General features: G+C 53.2%; 14 protein-coding genes and 1 tRNA gene. 2 read left to right on the forward strand and 13 right to left on the reverse strand.

Going from position 1 to position 17,488, the window contains the following annotated elements; genetic code table 11:
• Positions 1–100 precede the first annotated feature (100 nt).
• Complete coding sequence (locus B4N58_RS07945; RefSeq protein WP_291747860.1) at positions 101–583, forward strand: YqaA family protein; 483 nt, start codon at positions 101–103, stop codon at positions 581–583.
• On the opposite strand, the gene B4N58_RS07950 is transcribed toward B4N58_RS07945, so the two are convergent.
• The 12 genes from B4N58_RS07950 to nirB all read right to left on the reverse strand — a co-directional run bounded on the left by B4N58_RS07950 (position 584) and on the right by nirB (position 15,664).
• On the reverse strand, positions 584–1,060 hold the full coding sequence (locus B4N58_RS07950) for a 2'-5' RNA ligase family protein (RefSeq protein ID WP_291747863.1): 477 nt from the start codon (positions 1,058–1,060) through the stop codon (positions 584–586). It abuts the gene before it with no gap.
• A 1-nt stretch (position 1,061) separates the two neighbouring features.
• The gene (locus B4N58_RS07955) at positions 1,062–2,090 is read right to left on the reverse strand and encodes a hypothetical protein (RefSeq protein WP_291747866.1); all 1,029 of its coding nucleotides are present in this window, start codon (positions 2,088–2,090) and stop codon (positions 1,062–1,064) included.
• Positions 2,091–2,134: 44 nt separating this feature from the next.
• Positions 2,135–2,210 (reverse strand) — tRNA-Ile (locus tag B4N58_RS07960).
• 19 nt (positions 2,211–2,229) lie between these two features.
• Positions 2,230–4,866, reverse strand: coding sequence for an RNA polymerase sigma factor RpoD (gene rpoD / locus B4N58_RS07965; protein WP_008251956.1), 2,637 nt, complete (start codon positions 4,864–4,866; stop codon positions 2,230–2,232).
• Between the two features lie 85 nt (positions 4,867–4,951).
• Positions 4,952–6,805 (reverse strand): DNA primase, encoded by a 1,854-nt coding sequence (gene dnaG, locus B4N58_RS07970; RefSeq protein ID WP_291747873.1) that lies wholly within the window; start codon positions 6,803–6,805, stop codon positions 4,952–4,954.
• Between the two features lie 107 nt (positions 6,806–6,912).
• Positions 6,913–7,359, reverse strand: coding sequence for a GatB/YqeY domain-containing protein (locus tag B4N58_RS07975; RefSeq protein WP_291747875.1), 447 nt, complete (start codon positions 7,357–7,359; stop codon positions 6,913–6,915).
• A 10-nt stretch (positions 7,360–7,369) separates the two neighbouring features.
• On the reverse strand, positions 7,370–7,582 hold the full coding sequence (rpsU, locus tag B4N58_RS07980) for a 30S ribosomal protein S21 (RefSeq protein WP_105027193.1): 213 nt from the start codon (positions 7,580–7,582) through the stop codon (positions 7,370–7,372).
• A gap of 166 nt (positions 7,583–7,748) precedes the next feature.
• Positions 7,749–8,978, reverse strand: a complete 1,230-nt coding sequence (locus tag B4N58_RS07985) for an NAD(P)/FAD-dependent oxidoreductase (protein ID WP_291747877.1) — start codon at positions 8,976–8,978, stop codon at positions 7,749–7,751.
• The gene (gene ybiB, locus B4N58_RS07990; RefSeq protein WP_291747880.1) at positions 8,965–9,975 is read right to left on the reverse strand and encodes a DNA-binding protein YbiB; all 1,011 of its coding nucleotides are present in this window, start codon (positions 9,973–9,975) and stop codon (positions 8,965–8,967) included. Before ybiB ends, B4N58_RS07985 begins: the two co-directional genes overlap by 14 nt.
• 17 nt (positions 9,976–9,992) lie before the next feature.
• Positions 9,993–12,830, reverse strand: a complete 2,838-nt coding sequence (locus B4N58_RS07995; RefSeq protein WP_291747883.1) for a nitrate reductase — start codon at positions 12,828–12,830, stop codon at positions 9,993–9,995.
• A 6-nt stretch (positions 12,831–12,836) separates the two neighbouring features.
• Positions 12,837–13,208, reverse strand: coding sequence for a nitrite reductase small subunit NirD (nirD, locus tag B4N58_RS08000; RefSeq protein WP_348680868.1), 372 nt, complete (start codon positions 13,206–13,208; stop codon positions 12,837–12,839).
• Positions 13,208–15,664, reverse strand: a complete 2,457-nt coding sequence (nirB, locus tag B4N58_RS08005) for a nitrite reductase large subunit NirB (protein ID WP_291747886.1) — start codon at positions 15,662–15,664, stop codon at positions 13,208–13,210. Before nirB ends, nirD begins: the two co-directional genes overlap by 1 nt.
• Positions 15,665–16,003: 339 nt before the next feature.
• Here nirB and tsaD point away from each other — a divergent pair, with 339 nt between their 5' ends.
• On the forward strand, positions 16,004–17,101 hold the full coding sequence (gene tsaD, locus B4N58_RS08010) for a tRNA (adenosine(37)-N6)-threonylcarbamoyltransferase complex transferase subunit TsaD (RefSeq protein WP_291747889.1): 1,098 nt from the start codon (positions 16,004–16,006) through the stop codon (positions 17,099–17,101).
• A 202-nt stretch (positions 17,102–17,303) separates the two neighbouring features.
• Here tsaD and B4N58_RS08015 read toward each other — a convergent pair.
• On the reverse strand, positions 17,304–17,488 hold a 185-nt coding region (locus tag B4N58_RS08015), incomplete at its 5' end, for a hypothetical protein (RefSeq protein ID WP_291747890.1).

The following is a 17,488-nucleotide window of genomic DNA, read 5'->3' on the forward strand; positions in this document are numbered from 1 at the left end:
GTCCAGTTTCGACCAGAATACGCACCTTGCTGATTAAAACCTGAAACATTACTCGGTCAATATAGAAAAATTGACCACCCCACCCAAAGCTTGCCAGGCCATGCTCAAATCAATTTGCGAGAAACTGGCCAACAGCCGGTTCGGCATTGCAGCCATGTGCCTGCTAACCTACCTGGGAGGGTTCATTTTCCCCGTACCCAGCGACATCATGTTGCCGCCCATGATCATAGGTCGCCCCGACCGCTGGAAGCACCTCATGGTCGCCTGTGTGCTGTGCTCGGTTGCAGGTGCGTGCTCAGCCTATTTGCTGGGGTTTGCCTTTGCCGGCGAATTAGCCGCATGGGCACAGTCAGTAAACCTGGAAGAAGTAAACCAGGCCACTACACTGATGGCCAAATATGGCCCGCCTGTATTATTCATCGCGGCATTTGCACCGATTCCGTTTAAAACGCTGGCACTTGCCGCAGGCGCGGGCGCAATGCCCATGGCCATGTTCCTGCCCGCTGTAGTGCTTGGCCGGACCATTCGGTTCTATTTGATTTCAAAGGTGACTCTTCAGGGGTTGAAATGGATAGCGCGCTAATTAGCTACCAAAATTCAATACAGCCTGTCCAATAACATCGATCTTCAATTCGAAAGACTCGATCGAATGGTCAACGGTGTAGTTACTCAGTGCCTCAAACACACGATCCGCAGCCTCTTTATCACCTTTGAATACGGTGATATGGGGATTGAAGCCGAACTGATAAATCGGAAAATCTGGTTTCCACCACACCTTTCTCAGCGCTTCGCCTTGAACGGACAAATAAACCACGTGGCAATCGGGCAATTCAAAGCGTCCTACCCCAGACAGTCGCAGATTCGGTTGATTGGCAAGCCTCTGCAATATTCGCTTGGACCTGTAAGAGGATACGGGTGTTTTGTAGGGTCCACGTATCGTAACGTGAGGGCTTGATGGTACTTTCCCAACGCGATCAAAGCGCGAATGAAGGTCTACAAAAAGATCCTGGATCTTTTTGTCCTTCACCTCAAGCGTAAGAACTTGCTGAGCATTTGTCATATTAAATTACAAGGTACTGTCGATATTCAGATGAAACATTCGGGTGATTCAAGGCAGTGAACAGAAAACTGGATATATTTCTAGCCTTGCCATTCAACGTGTTTTTAGTGGGTTCGTCGAGTTGATCAAAGTCCTGACACTCCTTAGTGTGCAAGAAAAACTCGTAATCGTCCAAGAAAGATTTGAACTGGTCGCTGAAAGTTGCGTCGTTCAACATATCCAGACCTCCCGCCAACCTCTCTAGTGGCGTTTTGTCTGTCAAATCCAGCAACCACTCATTGGTTACATCAGATTGCAGCACCATGGGCAACACCGTGCTGAACACGGTAAGCATACGGCTAAACTTCAAATTGAAATTCCGCTTCTTCCAGGAAGGTGTAGGTTTTGATCGAGCGTTCTCATAATTCAAACACAAAGTTCGCCAAAATCTGAGCAAGTCGTTCATTAAAAACAAAGGCTTAAATTCATTTCCAGCGTCTCTGTCGCGAAAATAGAATTTGAGAATTTCCGCTTTGTGTTTGCGATACAACTGTGGATCAGTTAACGGTTTGCTCTCCAGCAACATGAGCATTCGTACCGTGAACCAATTCACACCGTCATCTCTGGCGGACCCAACATAAGACTCATGTTGAGAAATATTGAATATCTTCAAAAATTCGCCATCATTACTGGGCTGTTCGTAACCAAGCTTTTTATAAATACCAAGTATGGAAGCCAAACATTTGATGTTATCCAAGTGAGAAATTGCGATTTTCGCACTCGATGTGAGGAAGAGATCAAGGTCTGATTTTTCGCCAGAGTCATGGCGCCCCAGTGAACCGGCAACAAAAACACAGGTCTTGGAAGGACAATCAAACTGCCCTCCCTTGCCAAAACCCCGCTTCAATTGTCGAATTTTATCAATCGACAGAGCATGCCTTCGCTTCATGCCGGCATGCTGTGCGAGCGCCGCTGAATACATATTTTTCGTCATCACCGATCCCGCTATCTCAAATGATTCAAAGATAACGGCGACACGTTGGACAAACAAAAAAATGCCTCGGGTGACTAACCCGAGGCATTTTTCAACCAATGTGGTAGGGCCACCCGGATTTGAACCGGGGACCAAAGGATTATGAGTCCTCTGCTCTAACCGCTGAGCTATAGCCCCACTTTACCTTTCAAAAGCTTTATTCGCCTTCCAGGAAGCTTTTCAGCTTGTCTGAACGGCTGGGGTGACGCAGCTTGCGAAGAGCCTTGGCCTCAATTTGACGAATCCGCTCGCGGGTTACATCAAACTGCTTGCCCACTTCTTCCAGCGTGTGGTCGGTGCTCATTTCGATACCGAAACGCATGCGCAGTACCTTGGCTTCGCGTGGGGTCAGTGAATCCAGCACATCTTTGGTCACAAAGCGCAGGCTGCTGTATTGCGCTGCATCTTGTGGGGCCAAGGTGTGGTTGTCTTCAATAAAATCGCCCAAGTGTGAATCGTCGTCATCACCGATCGGTGTTTCCATCGAAATCGGCTCTTTCGCGATTTTCAAAATTTTGCGAATTTTCTCTTCGGGCATTTCCATGCGCTCGGCCAGCGTAGCTGGGTCGGGCTCAATACCGGTTTCCTGCAAAATTTGGCGGCTGATACGATTCATCTTGTTGATGGTTTCGATCATGTGCACCGGAATACGAATGGTGCGTGCCTGGTCAGCAATGGAACGGGTAATCGCCTGGCGAATCCACCAAGTGGCGTACGTTGAAAACTTGTAGCCACGGCGATATTCAAACTTGTCCACCGCTTTCATCAAGCCCACGTTGCCCTCCTGAATCAAATCCAGGAATTGCAAACCGCGGTTGGTGTACTTCTTGGCAATCGAAATCACCAAACGCAAGTTGGCCTCGATCATTTCGCGCTTGGCCAAACGGGCACGGTTTTCACCGGAAACCATTTGCTTGTTGATTGCGCGCAAGTCGTTCAAGGGCAGCGACACAGTGTCTTGAATGGCAACCAACTTCTGTTGCAATTCATTGATGGCCGGCACATTGCGTGCCCAGGTTTCAGCCCAAGCCGCGTTCGATGCGCTGAATGTATCAACCCATGCAGCTTCCACTTCATGGCCACGGAACTTGTCAAGAAACTGCTCGCGGGGCACGCCCACACGGTTCACCGCGATGTCGTAAATTTCGCGCTCAATTTTGCGAACACTGTCCACTTGCTCACGCAAAATGCTGCACAGGCGTTCAACCTGCTTGGCAGTGAAGCGAATTTTCATGAACTGCTCTGCAATCGCTTCCTTGGCCTTTTTGTAAGCTGGCGTGTTGTAACCACCGTCGGCGCGAACTTTCTTCAACTTCGCAAACTGTTTTTCAATTTCAGCAAAAACGGCCAAGGAATTCTTCTTCAACTCTTCCAACTGACGAGCTGACATGCCAGAGGTTGTACCACCGTCATTGCCCTCTTCCTCGTCTTCATTGTCGTCATCGTCGTTGGTTTCTTCAGGCGCAGCCGCTTCAACCATTTCTTCGGTGATGGAATCATCGATGATCCCGTCCACCACTTCATCAACAGTCGACAAACCTTCAGCAATGCGCTGACCCAGACCAACTACGTCTTCAACGATGGCCGGGCAGGCGGAAATGGCTTGCACCATGTCTTTCAGGCCTGCCTCAATTCGCTTGGCGATTTCAATTTCGCCTTCACGGGTCAGCAGTTCAACCGTGCCCATTTCACGCATATACATGCGCACGGGGTCTGTGGTGCGGCCAAATTCAGAATCAACGTTGCTTAACGCGGCTTCAGCTTCCTCTTCTGCGTCTTCGGCAGAGGTGCCAACCGGTGCGTTGTCGTTCATCAGCAAGGCTTCAGCGTCAGGGGCCTGTTCGTAAACAGTAATACCCATGTCGTGGAAGGTGCTGACCATGGCCTCGATCACTTCGCCATCAGTAACATCGTCTGGCAAGTGGTCGTTGATTTCAGCAAATGTCAGGTAGCCGCGCTCTTTACCCATTTTGATCAGGGTTTTAAGCTGGTTGCGGCGCAATTCGAGTTCTTCAACTGTCGCGTTGGCGGAGCTGAGGTAAGCCGAATTGATCAAGGCCTTGTCTTTGGCCTTGGAACCGCGACCACGCTTGGGCATGATCACCAGGTCGGCTTTCTTGGCGTCCGAATCATCATCTTCTGGCACATCGTCAGAATCGAGCGATGCATCGGCACCGGAATCGATATCGTCATCGTCCTCTTCCTCGGCCTTGGGCTTGCCGGCTTTGGGCGGGCGTCCACGGCCTTTGGGAGCTTCAGCGGCTTGCGCAGGCGCAGCTTGCTCAGCCACCTTGGGCTTGCGGCCACGCTTTTTCGGCTGTGCTTCCTCAACGGCCACGGGCTCCGCCACCTTGGCGGGCTTGCTTGCTGTTTTCACGCTCACCTTTGCGATGGGCTCGGCAGCGGCTTCTGCAGCTTTGGGCTTGCGCCCGCGCTTCGGCTTGTCTTCGGCCACAACAGGTGCGGGTACGGGCGCAGCGGCTTTCTTGCTCACAGGCTTTTCAGCAACAGGTGCTGTTTTCTTGGATTCTGTCTTCTTAACCACGGTGTTTACTTTCGCTTCTTTTACAGTTGCCTTTTGAGGAGAAACCTTCTTCCCTGCCATTGACGACGCTCCCTTGCGTTTGGATGCCTTAGTGGAGGATTCCTTCTCCGGCTTTTGGCCACCAGGAATCTGTGTGTGTGTATCGGTTTGCTGAGAACTCACGGCTTGTGACTTCGCAGACTTGGTTTTGTGGCCGGATTTGGCTTTCTGTTCCTGTGTTTTTGAAAAAATGTTGAGTATTTTGAACATTCATTCCCTGAACAACTCAATGACAGCCACTCAGTGCGCAAATACGCACTACAAAAAGATGCAAAAGCTGCACCGTAACCCTTAATTATAACTGATTAACTCGCTTTTGTTTTAATTCTTGGAAGCGTTGCATGCACTCGTGATACCAACGCAACTGCTCCCCTTGAGTTGGCATCTCGGCGGTTAGCCGCTCCAGCTCGGCTTTAAACCATAGCTCGCTACATTGATACACGCCAGAACGCAACTCGGTTTCAAAATCGAGGGAATCATCCAAACCACGCGCTTCTTTTAGAACCGAGTTAACCCAATTTTGATGCACTTCGTCGTTGAAGGCATGCTGAAGCCGCGCTTCAAGCAAGTTGGGGTCATTTCTGACTTTTTCAAGCAAATGAACAAAACTGTGCACTTCCGCAGCCGGGTTTTGCTCACGCTCATACAACTCGAGCAATGAATTACACAGCTGAACATGCTGCGGAGCACGAATCACACGCGCAGCCAGGCTTAACAAAGGCGATTTTGCCGTTGGCCTGGGCCCCCAGTTGTTTTGCAGAGGCTCATCGTTAAACTTTCCAAACCGCTTGCCAAACTTTTTCTCCGGGAACTGCCCTTGCTGCCCCTTGTTTTTCGGTGAAAAGTAGTCGCCCCCACTCTCGCGGCTTTTCAAACCCAGATGCCGGCTAAGCTCCATGGGTGTCGCGCCCAGCAAATTGGCCAAGGCACGCAACAGCGAAGACCGATAAACCGTGGGCTGCATCTGCACAATCAAAGGTTTCAAGAATGAAATGGCAGCCGCGCTGCCCTCAATTTGTTGCAGTGGGTAATTGCGTTCCAGGTAGCGCGCCAAGAATTCTGACAAGGAGGCGGCTTGCGCCACCATGGCCTCAAAACCATCTGGCCCCTCAGTTCGAATAAAAGAGTCGGGGTCGTGCTCGGCTGGCAGAAAAATGAAATCCGCCCGCTTGTTCTCGCTGACGTGCGGCAAACAAGCCTGCAAGGCTCGCCAGGCCGCCTTTTGACCCGCCCCGTCACCATCAAACGCAAAAACAAGCCGATCGGTTTGTTTGAACAACTTCAACACATGGTCAGGCGTTACAGCCGTACCCAAGGTGGCCACTGCATTCTCGAAACCCCATTGCGCCAAAGCCACCACATCCATATAACCTTCGGTGACCAAGGCATAACCCATTTTGTGAATCGCCTGGCGCGCCTCGAACAGGCCATACACCTCGTGCCCTTTTGAAAACACGGGTGTTTCAGGGCTATTCAGGTACTTGGGTTTTTCGTCACCCAACACGCGCCCCCCAAACCCGATTACTTGCCCTTTGGCATTTCGGATCGGGAACATGATGCGACCGCGAAAAGCGTCGTACCGGCGGTTGCTGTCGCTAATTTTCGTAAGCCCGGCCAAATCAAGCTGGGTATTGCTAGCGTAATTTTCAATGACGCTTTCCAAGTTTTGGTAGGCATCGGGCGCGTAACCCATGCCGTAGCGGGCAGCCACCTGCCCCGTCAATCCGCGATTCTTCAGGTAATCAATGGCAACCGGGCTTTTTTTTAGCTGCGCCTTGTAATAGTTGGCGGCACGTGTCAACAACTCAACCAGTTCTTCACGCTCAGAACGCACCTCAGCCGGCACATCCATGCCTTTTTCGTAGGGCACATCAATGCCCAAATTACCGGCCAGGTTTTCAACGGCCTCTGGAAAAGTAAGCCCAAGGTGCTCCATGACAAACCCCACCGCATTGCCATGTGCACCGCAGCCAAAGCAGTGATAAAACTGTTTGGACGGGCTGACCGTGAATGACGGGGATTTCTCGTTGTGAAACGGGCACAAGCCCTGCAGGTTTGCTCCGGCCGCCTTTAATTGAACATAGCGCCCCACCACATCGGCAATGTCGAGGCGGTAAAGCAAATCGTCAATAAAGCTTTGAGGAATCATGCAGTTTGGGTGAATTCACGCACAGAAAAATCAGAGCCAGGGGCTCGACTTCTAGAATAACAAACCCAAAGGGGAGGAAACGAGCAGTCTGCTTGCGAGACGCTTGCTTATTTGGACAATGCCGCTTTGACCAGACCAGATACCTTGCTCATGTCGGCCTTGCCGGCCAGCTTGGCTTTGACTGCACCCATGACCTTGCCCATGTCTTGAGGGCCTGTGGCACCCACAGCCTGAACAATGGCCTGAATTTCGGCCACAACTTCCGCTTCGGACAATTGTGCGGGAAGGTAAGACGCCAAAACGGCAGCCTCGGCCTTTTCAGCCTCAGCCGACTCTGGCCGACCACCCTGCTCAAACTGGATGGCGGCTTCGTTTCGTTGCTTGATTTGCTTTTCGATGATGGCGAGAACCGCCGTATCGTCGAGCTCGACGCGTTCGTCGACCTCTTTTTGTTTGATTGCCGCCGAGAGCATTCGAAGCGTTGCGAGTTTTACTTGCTCGCGGGCCTTCATGGCCAGCTTGATGTCTTCAAGAATTTGCGCTTTCAGTGACATACCAAACGAATCAATACATTTTCTTGGGCAACATTTGGCTGCGCAGGCGCTTGTAGTGACGCTTTACGGCAGCAGCCTTCAGGCGCTTGCGCTCAGCTGTTGGCTTTTCGTAGAACTCGCGTGAACGCAGTTCAGTCAGCAAACCTGTTTTTTCGATAGTGCGCTTGAAGCGACGCAGGGCAACTTCAAATGGCTCGTTTTCTTTAACGCGAACGTTTGGCATATGGCTCCAATCGGGTGTTCGTAAGTTGTTTTTTAGTTTCCAACCCATTGATTTTACACAAGGTTTTGTGCAAAACCCAATGCGTTAGAGCAAAGAGTTACCGCCAAGAATCTGGCAAAGACCGAGATAGTACCATGTGAAAGCCGGCTTTCTCAAGGGTTTTCAACTATTTTTGGTCCAATATTGCATGGGCTGCGGTGTAGCCACTGGCCCAAGCCCATTGGAAGTTATAGCCACCCAGCCAGCCAGTGACATCAACCACCTCGCCAATAAAGTACAGACCTGGAATTTTGCGCGATTCGAGTGTTTTGGGCTGCAAATCAGCAGTGCTGACCCCACCGCGCATCACCTCCGCTTTTTTATAGCCCTCTGTGCCACTGGGCACCAACTGCCACGCGGCAATTAACTGCGCCAAGGGCCCCAGTTGCTTTTTTCCCAACTCCGCCACTTTGCGCCCTGCAATGGCCTGCAATTCCGGTTTCTTCAACCAGGCTTGCACCAAACGCTTGGGCCAGTGCGGCACTTGCGCAGCAAACCAGTTCTCGGCATTGGCTTTTGCGCCCAGCGTGGCTTGCAGCAAATCGGTTTGTAGCGCCGCTGCGTCTGTTTCCTTACCAGCCAGGTTCAGGGTAACTGGCTGGCCGGGGTTCCAGTAAGTCGAGGCCTGCAATACCGCAGGGCCACTCAAGCCGCGATGGGTGAACAACAGGTCTTCGTCAAACCAGGGGGCATTGGAATCACTGCCACGGCTAAGTACCGGCAAGGCCACGCCGGCCAGTTCTACAAAAGGCTCCCACAGACTGGAATCAAAAGTAAGCGGCACCAAGGCGGGGCGCTGATCGACCAATGCATGGCCAAATTGCTTGGCCAATTTCAGGCCAAAATCGGTGGCGCCTATTTTGGGCACTGGCAAACCACCCGTGGCTACAACTACATTGCGGGCCTGCAAAGGGCCAGCCGTGGTGCTTAGCTTGAACTGGCTGCCATCGTGTTCAACCGTGTTCACACTGTGGGGGCGAAACCACTTCACTTTGCCCGCGTTGCATTCGGCAGCCAGCATGTCGATGATGTCATCGCTTTTGCGATCGCAAAACAGCTGGCCTTTGTGCTTTTCATGGAAAGGGATGTTGTATTGCTTCACCAGTGCGATGAAATTGGCCGGGGTGTAGCGCCCCAAGGCAGAGCGCGCAAACCTGGGGTTTTCAGAAATGAAATTGTCTTCGGACACCTTCACATTCGTGAAATTGCAACGGCCACCGCCACTGATCCGGATTTTTTCAGCCAGTTTTTCGCTGTGGTCAAGCAATGCAACACGCAAACCGCCCTGCCCGGCCTGCGCAGCGCACATCAAGCCTGCAGCACCGGCGCCAATCACAATGACATCAAATTGCTGCATGACTTGTTGCTTGGTTTGGTGCTTGCTCAGGTGCTTGATTTACGGCTTCGATTGCGTCCAGTTGCCGCGCAAAACCGTGCGGCATTTCCTGCGGGTTGTTCAGCCACATTTCAATGAGACGTGCGGTTGATTCCGCATCAATGTCCGGGTGAGGATCGGGCTGCTCGGTAAACAGGTTCTCGGGTTCGGAAATACACCAAGTGCGGCCAGCTTTTACGCCATCCATACGCGGGCTGCGATAAGGGGCAGCCACTGGCTCGCCTTCATGGCCGCGCAACACCAGCGCCGTGTGGCCGGTGGCGCACAACACTTCACGCTGCAAATTCCAGAATTCCGGGTGGGTGTAGCTGGTCACCAGCAATGCGTTGGTGAATGCACTGGGCACCATCAACTTGACCAAGGTGTGCGTGCAACTGCGAACGCCCAGCACTTTCCGGGTTTGCAACAAGGCTTCAATGCGCGGGTAAATTTGCGCCATGGGCATGTACACAGGGGCGGTGTGGGGCATGTCCACTGCATTCCAGTTCAAATGGGCAAACACTTCTGCACTGGTCACGCGCCCGGTGAAATCGCTTTGCAAACCATGCACCAACACCGGGTAACCACGCTGCGCCAAGAGCCCTGCCAGCAAGGGGGTGAAGTTGGGCTTGCGTCGCGCCCCGTTGTAGCTGGGGATCACAATAACGGGTTTGTTTTCCGACCTGGATTGGGCATTGAGCGCCTGCAGGGTATGAAAATGCGGCGAATGGCTTTCATCAGGCCAGTGCTCGGCAATGGCTTGCAAAAAACCAATCAGCTCGTCGTGGCTTTCGCCTTTGACCCGCAATGCGATAAGTACTGCGCCCAGTTCAAAGTCCGACACCTCGCCGCGCAAAATGGCTGAAAACAGGGTTTTCGCTTGCTCGCGAGGCAGGCCACGCGCGCCATCTTTCCCGCGACCAATTTCTTTGATGAAGGGGGAGCAAGAAAACTTGTCGGCTTGAGCAGAATTGGACATGGGGTCTTAGAGAATGCTTAAGACGCTATTGTAGCAAGGCTGGCCTGTGTGCGAATCAGTTTACGGATTTCAGGTACGCACGACCCACATTGCGTGCCGCATTTCAGCGTGCCTTGCAAACCAGCGAGAACTTCGTTTTCGCTGGCATTCGGATTTTTTGCACAGGCAATTGCCATGTTCGCCTGAATGGATTGTTCAGAAACACCCACACAGTTGCACACCATGCGCACCGATTCGGTTTGCACACCAGGTGGCTGGCTTGCGGGTGCCAGCAAAAAGCTGCGCAAGGGCATGACATCGAGTTGCTGATCGAAATAATTTCTCAACCAGCCTTCGGATTCAATATTGCCCGCGAGAAACACTTTGTTCAACGTCGCAGTTTGACTCTGTTGCGTGGTTTGAACTGTCACACCGATGCGTCGGCGGGCATCGGTTTTCGGGTCGGAATACACCATGACGTCGCTGCCCTCGCATTCAAACAGGGCTTGCAGGCGGTCAATTACTTCCCTGGCCGGTGCTTGCGCACTGGCGGCACGAAACAGCACGCCGGTTTGTTCACGGCCAACCGGCACACACACAGCTGCGTCAAATTCAGCGTACAGCGCCCGGGCTTTTTGCCACAGGCTGAGCCAATGTTCACTGTAAACAAACACCACCACCTGCCAGGGCAAATGCACGCGCTGAATATTCACGGCTGAATGCTTCAGTTCCGGTTGCTTGGAATAAGGGTCGAACGCTTCAATGGTGAGGGCATTGACCCCACCCACGCCCGATTTTCCACCGAAAAATTCTGGCCCCCAGTGCATGGGCAACACAGCCTGATTGCGTGCAACTGATTCATCTTCTTTTGCACGCAAGGTGATGGTGGCACGGCGAGATTTCACCGACACCCAGCTGGAGGGCTTTAAGTTGAGGCGCTTGAAATCAGCCGGATGCAATGCAATGACAGGTTCGGCTTCATGCGAGAAAAATTCAGCCAAAGTGCCAGTGCGGCTTGCACCATGCCACTGGTCGCGCAAGCGCCCCGTGTTCAAGCGCCAGGGGAAGCGCGCGTCTGCTTCTTCGGCCACAGGTTCATAACTGGCAAAAACAAATTTGGCTTTGCCAGTGGCTGTGGGGTAAACACCGTCTTCGTAAAGGCGGGCTTTGCCGTGTGTTGCACCCTCGGGCATGGGCCAATGTTGCGGGCCCTCAGTGTCAAGCGTTGCGTAGCTTAAACCGGTAATGTCCAAATCACGGCCACGCGTTGTTTCGCGGTGCTCGTTGAAAATTTCTTCGGTATTGGCGTACGGCATGAAAGCGTTGGCCGTGTTGTCAAGGCGTGGGCTTTGCACGCCCAGCTTTTGCAATTCCACTTCAAGCCGCTGTGCAAAATCCACCACAATTTGCCAATCGTTTTTTGAATCGGCATAGGCGGGTATTGCTGGCCGTACGCGGCTGATTCGCCTTTCACTATTGGTGACGGTGCCTTCTTTTTCGCCCCAAGTGGTTGCAGGCAACAGCACGTCGGCATACTGCACGGTGGCAGGTGTCAGGTAAGCGTCTTGCACCACCACCAGCTCGGCATTTTGCAAGGCACGCGCTACTTTTTGCGAATTGGGCAATGAGTGCGCAGGGTTGGTGCAAGCCACCCACACCGCCTTGATTTTGCCCTGCTCCAATTGATCAAACATTTCAACTGCACTGGCGCCGGGCGTGGCACTAATTTGCTTCACCCCCCAAAATGCCGCCACTTCTGCCACGTGTGCCGGGTTGTTCAACTCCCGGTGTGCGGGCAGCAAGGTGGACAATCCACCCACTTCCCTGCCGCCCATGGCATTGGGTTGCCCGGTGAGGGAAAACGGACCAGAACCTTCTTTGCCAATTTGACCAGTGGCCAAATGCAGGGCAATCAGCGAGGTGTTTTTATCGGTTCCCGTGGTGGCCTGGTTCAACCCTTGGCAATACAGGGAGAGTGTCCTGTTGCTTTGGGCGAACCAGGTGGCAGCCAATACAATGTCTGCCTCGGGAACTCCACACACGCTGGAAGCGAGTTTTGGCGTGTAATCGGCCAGGCCTTTGGCGACAGCCTCGAAGCCTTCGGTGTGTTTGTTGATGTAAGCCATGTCCAGCCAGCCGTTTTGCATCATCACATGCAGCATGGCATTAAACAGCATCACGTCGGTGCCGGGCTGAATTTTCAAATGCAAATCAGCCATCAGCGCGGTGTCGGTGGCACGGGGGTCAACCACAATCAGTTTGTGACCAGGCTTGGCAGCACGCGCGGCTTCAAGCCTGCGATAGGCAATCGGGTGCGCATAGGCCATGTTGGAACCGGCGATGAACACACAATCAGCCAAGGCCAGGTCATCGTAATTGCAAGGCGGCGCGTCGGCACCCAAGGTGCGTTTATAACCGCTCACAGCACTGCTCATGCACAGGCGTGAATTGGTGTCGATGTTGTTGGTGCCAATCAAACCCTTGGCCAGTTTGTTGAACACGTAATAGTCTTCGGTCAGCAGTTGGCCGCTGATGTAAAACCCAACACTGTCGGGGCCGTACGTGGCAATCAACCGCGCAAATTCACGGGCGGTGAAATCAAGTGCGGTGCTCCAATCGGTGGCAGCCACTTGCTGGTCACGCTGAATGCGCAACAAAGGTTGGCTGGCACGCACTTGCCCATACACATTTGCAGCCGCCGTTTCAGCCAGCTTGCTGCCTTTGCTGCACAGCTTGCCCAGGTTGGCAGGGTGTGTTTCGTCGCCTTTCACATCAATAATTTTTCCCGCTTGCGTACGCACCACCACACCACAACCCACGCCACAATAAGGGCAGGTTGTTTTGGTGGTTTTAATGGTTTGCAGCAATTCGGTCATGGTGATTTAAATGCCGTGGTTTTTCACTTCGCTGGCTTTCAAGTGCACACGGCCATCCACCACCTGCACGGTGAACTTGGCAGTGCAACCTTCATCGGGTTCACGTGCACAACCATCGGCCAGGCCAATTTGCCAGTTGTGCAGGGGGCAAGTTACGGTGGTGCCATGAACGATGCCCTGGCTTAACGGGCCTTTTTTGTGTGGACATTCATCCAGCAGCGCAAACACCTGTTCTTCGCTGTTGCGAAAAATTGCGATGTCTTGCCCGGTAGGGCGGCGCACAATGCGTGACCCCAAGACCGGGATGTCTTCCACTGCGCATATGTCGATCCATTCCATTTGAATTTCCTTCTGTTCCTTAAGTAGTGATGCCGACATTAGACCACCTCCGCCAGTTTGATTGGAATGAACTGACGCAAATCAACCTGTGCTTCTTTGGGCTTGTGCCATGGGTCTTCCTCAATGGCCAGCGCGGCTTGCAGCTCGGCCCACAGGGCATCGCGATTGGCGACATCATCAACCACACGGGCCTTGGCGTGTTCAAGACCCACGCGCTCGAGATAATGCACTGTGCGCTCCAGGTACCAGCCTTCCTTGCGATACAGCTGCAGGAAAGCACCACTGACGGCCATCACTTCATCTGAGGTTTTGACACGGCACAGGAACTGGGCCACTTCGGTTTTAATGCCGCCGTTACCACCCACATAAATTTCCCAACCGGAATCAACACCGATCACGCCCACATCCTTGATGCCGCTTTCAGCGCAATTGCGCGGACAACCCGAGACAGCCAGTTTTACTTTGTGGGGCGCGTACATTTTGAACAAACCACGTTCAAGGTCTTTGCCCATCTGCGTGCTGTCTTGCGTGCCAAAACGGCACCATTCACTGCCCACACAGGTTTTAACGGTACGCAAACCTTTGGCATAGGCATGGCCGCTGGGCATGTCCAAATCTTTCCACACGTCTTGCAGGTCTTCTTTTTTCACGCCCAGCAAGTCGATGCGTTGGCCACCGGTGACCTTCACTGTTGGAATGTTGTACTTGTCGACCACATCGGCAATGCGACGCAATTCAGCCGCAGTGGTTTCGCCACCCCACATGCGAGGCACCACAGAATAGGTTTTGTCTTTCTGAATATTGGCGTGCGCGCGTTCATTGATAAAGCGGCTTTGTGGATCGTCCACAGCTTCGCCTGGCCAGGAACTGATGAGGTAATAATTCACCGCTGGGCGGCAGCTTGCGCAACCGTTGGGTGTGCGCCAGTTCATGGTCGCGAACACTTCTTCTTTGGTGGTTAAGTGGTGCTTGAAAATCGCATCGCGAACCACTTGGTGACCATGATCGGTACAGCCACACATGGGTTTTGTTTTGGGTGTGGCGGAATAATCGGCACCCGCAGTGCTCATCAAAATTTGCTCGCACAAACCGGTGCATGAACCGCAGCTTGCACTGGCTTTGGTGTGCTTGCGCACTTCTTCAATGGTGAACAGGCCCTTGGTTTTAATGGCCTGCACAATGGTGCCCTTGCACACGCCGTTGCAACCGCACACTTCATCCGTATCCAACATTTTGCTGGCCTGGCTTTGCCCCTCGTGGCCGGTGTCGCCAATGTTGTTCTGGCCGAACATCAGCTTCTCGCGAATCTCTTTGATGGCCTTGCCTTCACGCATCAGCTTGAAGTACCAGGATCCATCCACCGTGTCGCCGTACAGGCAGGCGCCCACCAGTTTGTCTTCCTTGATGACCAGTTTTTTGTACACGCCACCAATGGGGTCGGAAAGCAGTAGCTCTTCGCAGCCTTCGCCACCCATGAAATTGCCAGCAGAAAACAGATCTACACCGGTGACTTTGAGCTTGGTTGACGTCACAGAGCCCTCGTAACGGCCAATGCCAAACTGAGCAAGGTGGTTGGCACACACCTTGGCCTGTTCAAACAAGGGGGCCACCAAACCATAGGCAACACCACGGTGGCTGGCGCATTCGCCCACAGAATAAATTTTGGGGTCGGTAATGGTTTGCATGGTGTCGTTAACCACAACACCTCGATTGCAGTGCAAACCGCTGCTAGCGGCCAATTTGTCGTTCGGGCGAATGCCCACCGCCATTACAACCAAGTCTGCGTCGTGCACTTCACCATCGGCAAATTCAATTTTGGCAACACGCCCATCAGCCCCGGCATGTAAGGCTTTGGTGTTTTTGGCCAGCAAGAATTTCAGGCCTTTGGTTTCAAGACTTTTTTGCAGCAAACCTGCTGCGGTGGGGTCAAGTTGGCGTTCCATCAACCAGGTGGGCAAATGCACCACGCTGACATCCATGCCTTGAATGGCCAGGCCGTTGGCGGCTTCCAGGCCCAGCAAACCGCCACCGATTACGATTGCTTTTTTGTAATGCTTGGCGGCCTCCAACATGGCTTCAGTGTCGGCAATGTCGCGGTAACCGATGACGCCAGGCAAAGTTGAACCAGGCACAGGCAGAATGAATGAATTGGAGCCCGTGGCCAGCAGCAAACGATCGTACGGAGCGGTGGTGCCGTCTGCGCATTTCACCACCCGTTTTACACGGTCAATTTCAGTGACCTCTCGGCCCACGTGCAGGGTAATGTTGTTGCTGGTGTACCAGTCCCAATCATTGAGCACGATTTCTTCGAATTTCTGCTCTCCAGCCAACACCGGCGAAAGCATGATCCGATTGTAATTGGGATGCGGCTCTGCGCCAAACACGGTGATTTCATACAAGTCAGGTGCAAGCTTGATTAGCTCCTCAACCACCCGGATACCGGCCATGCCGTTACCAATTACCACCAGCTTCTGTTTTTTGACGGACATCAGCATACTATTTTTCCCAAATTACCCAAAAAAAAACGGCCCCCGGCTGCACGAAGCAGCACGGACGCCGTTGTCCAACTCCCTTGGCCACTTTCGCAACCTTGGGAGACCTGTCAATCCACCTGCAGATCGCCGCCGTTGACGACCTACGCACGTGTCAATGCAAGGGGCGTGCCAGCCAATTCAAGCGGTTTTTGCACCACAAAGAGGCTGATTCTGGCGAAATGGGGGAATATTGAACGGAAGGGCTGGCACCCAACTAGTGCAGCGCACCATTCTGTACAGAACATGGTGCTTGAAGTGAACAGGCTGCCGAATTCAGCAGGCCTGGGCTAAAATACGGCCTTGAATACGTTCTGGCTGCCCAAAGTGACCCCCGCTGCAATTGCCCCAAAAATAGTGCTAGGTTTTGAAAGTTCCTGTGACGAAACCGGCGTGGCGCTGTGCGCAACTGATGGCCGCATTTTAGGACAGGCCCTTTATTCCCAAATTGCCATGCACAAGGATTACGGTGGTGTGGTACCCGAACTGGCTTCGCGCGACCACATTCGCCGCTTGATTCCGTTGATGGACGACACTTTTGCGCAAGCAGGCATTTCAATGTCTGATGTTGATGCGATTGCAGTAACCACGGGGCCTGGCCTGCCTGGCGCCTTGATGGCGGGTTGCGCCTTCGCTTACAGCCTGGCCATGGGTTTGAACTTGCCAGTTATTCCGGTGCATCACCTCGAAGGTCATTTGCTGTCGCCCCTGCTTTCAGCCAACCCTCCCGCCTTTCCTTTCACGGCCTTGTTGGTCAGCGGCGGACACACGCAACTCATGGGCGTGGAAGGTTTGGGGCGTTATGCCTTGTTGGGTGAAACACTCGACGATGCGGCGGGTGAGGCCTTTGACAAAACAGCAAAAATGATCGGTCTGCCTTACCCTGGCGGCCCTGCCCTGTCGAAACTGGCTGAGAATGGCGACCCCGAACGCTTTAAGTTGCCCCGCCCCATGCTGCACAGCGGCGACTTCATGTTCAGTTTCTCTGGCTTGAAAACAGCAGTGCTGACCACGGCCATGAAGCTGGCGGACGTCAAGCAGCCTTCTGAAACCATGGTGATCAGCGACACCGACAAAGCCGACCTTGCGGCCAGCTTTCAAGCGGCAATTGTTGAAACCTTGGTCAAAAAGGCCCTCGCAGCCTGCCTTCAGCAAGACCACAAACGACTGGTGGTGGCTGGTGGGGTGGGAGCCAATAAATTGCTGCGAGAACAATTGGTGAAAGCAGCGCGCAAACGTGGTGTCGAGGTTTATTTCCCAGAACTTAGCCTGTGCACTGACAATGGCGCAATGATCGCGTTTGCGGGAGCCATGCAATTGGCTGAGAACCCAGCGCTGCTGGATGCTCGGGATTACGGCATGGTTACGCGACCACGGTGCGAGCTTGCAACGCGGGTTTAATTGTCAATTGGCGTGTGTGCTTGACCCACTCAGCGCGTCTATTTCACCCGCCAAGCTCGTCTTTGTCACCCACTCAGCGCGAATCCCAATCGCCTGCCAGAAAACCTGTTTATCCCTTTTTGAAGTCACACTGACTCAATCCGCTCGACAAAACTGAAGGTCGATCGGATTGTCAGCCTTCGGCCGATCGTGGCGTGTGAATTCAAACGGGCAGGTTTTCTTGAAGGCATGCCGATCGGGACACCGCTGCTGATTGGGCCAACTCGGCAGTGGGATTGCTTGGGGCGCACTTCAAGAAAACCGCCCCGTTTGAGTGGATTCGCAGCGGTCGGCTACAAGCCGACACCGAGACTCGGCCGTCTGTTTTGCCGTATATGGACGCCTCCG

The organism is Limnobacter sp. UBA3528 (genome assembly GCF_002377005.1).
Classification (GTDB): domain Bacteria; phylum Pseudomonadota; class Gammaproteobacteria; order Burkholderiales; family Burkholderiaceae_B; genus Limnobacter.

Coding starts and splice junctions, on each gene's coding strand:
- B4N58_RS07945 (WP_291747860.1), top strand. CDS start 101: ATGCTCAAATCAATTTGCGAGAAACTGGCCAACAGCCGGTTCGGCATT.
- B4N58_RS07950 (WP_291747863.1), bottom strand. CDS start 1,060: ATGACAAATGCTCAGCAAGTTCTTACGCTTGAGGTGAAGGACAAAAAG.
- rpoD (WP_008251956.1), bottom strand. CDS start 4,866: ATGTTCAAAATACTCAACATTTTTTCAAAAACACAGGAACAGAAAGCC.
- dnaG (WP_291747873.1), bottom strand. CDS start 6,805: ATGATTCCTCAAAGCTTTATTGACGATTTGCTTTACCGCCTCGACATT.
- B4N58_RS07975 (WP_291747875.1), bottom strand. CDS start 7,359: ATGTCACTGAAAGCGCAAATTCTTGAAGACATCAAGCTGGCCATGAAG.
- rpsU (WP_105027193.1), bottom strand. CDS start 7,582: ATGCCAAACGTTCGCGTTAAAGAAAACGAGCCATTTGAAGTTGCCCTG.
- B4N58_RS07985 (WP_291747877.1), bottom strand. CDS start 8,978: ATGCAGCAATTTGATGTCATTGTGATTGGCGCCGGTGCTGCAGGCTTG.
- ybiB (WP_291747880.1), bottom strand. CDS start 9,975: ATGTCCAATTCTGCTCAAGCCGACAAGTTTTCTTGCTCCCCCTTCATC.
- B4N58_RS07995 (WP_291747883.1), bottom strand. CDS start 12,830: ATGACCGAATTGCTGCAAACCATTAAAACCACCAAAACAACCTGCCCT.
- nirD (WP_348680868.1), bottom strand. CDS start 13,208: ATGTCGGCATCACTACTTAAGGAACAGAAGGAAATTCAAATGGAATGG.
- nirB (WP_291747886.1), bottom strand. CDS start 15,664: ATGCTGATGTCCGTCAAAAAACAGAAGCTGGTGGTAATTGGTAACGGC.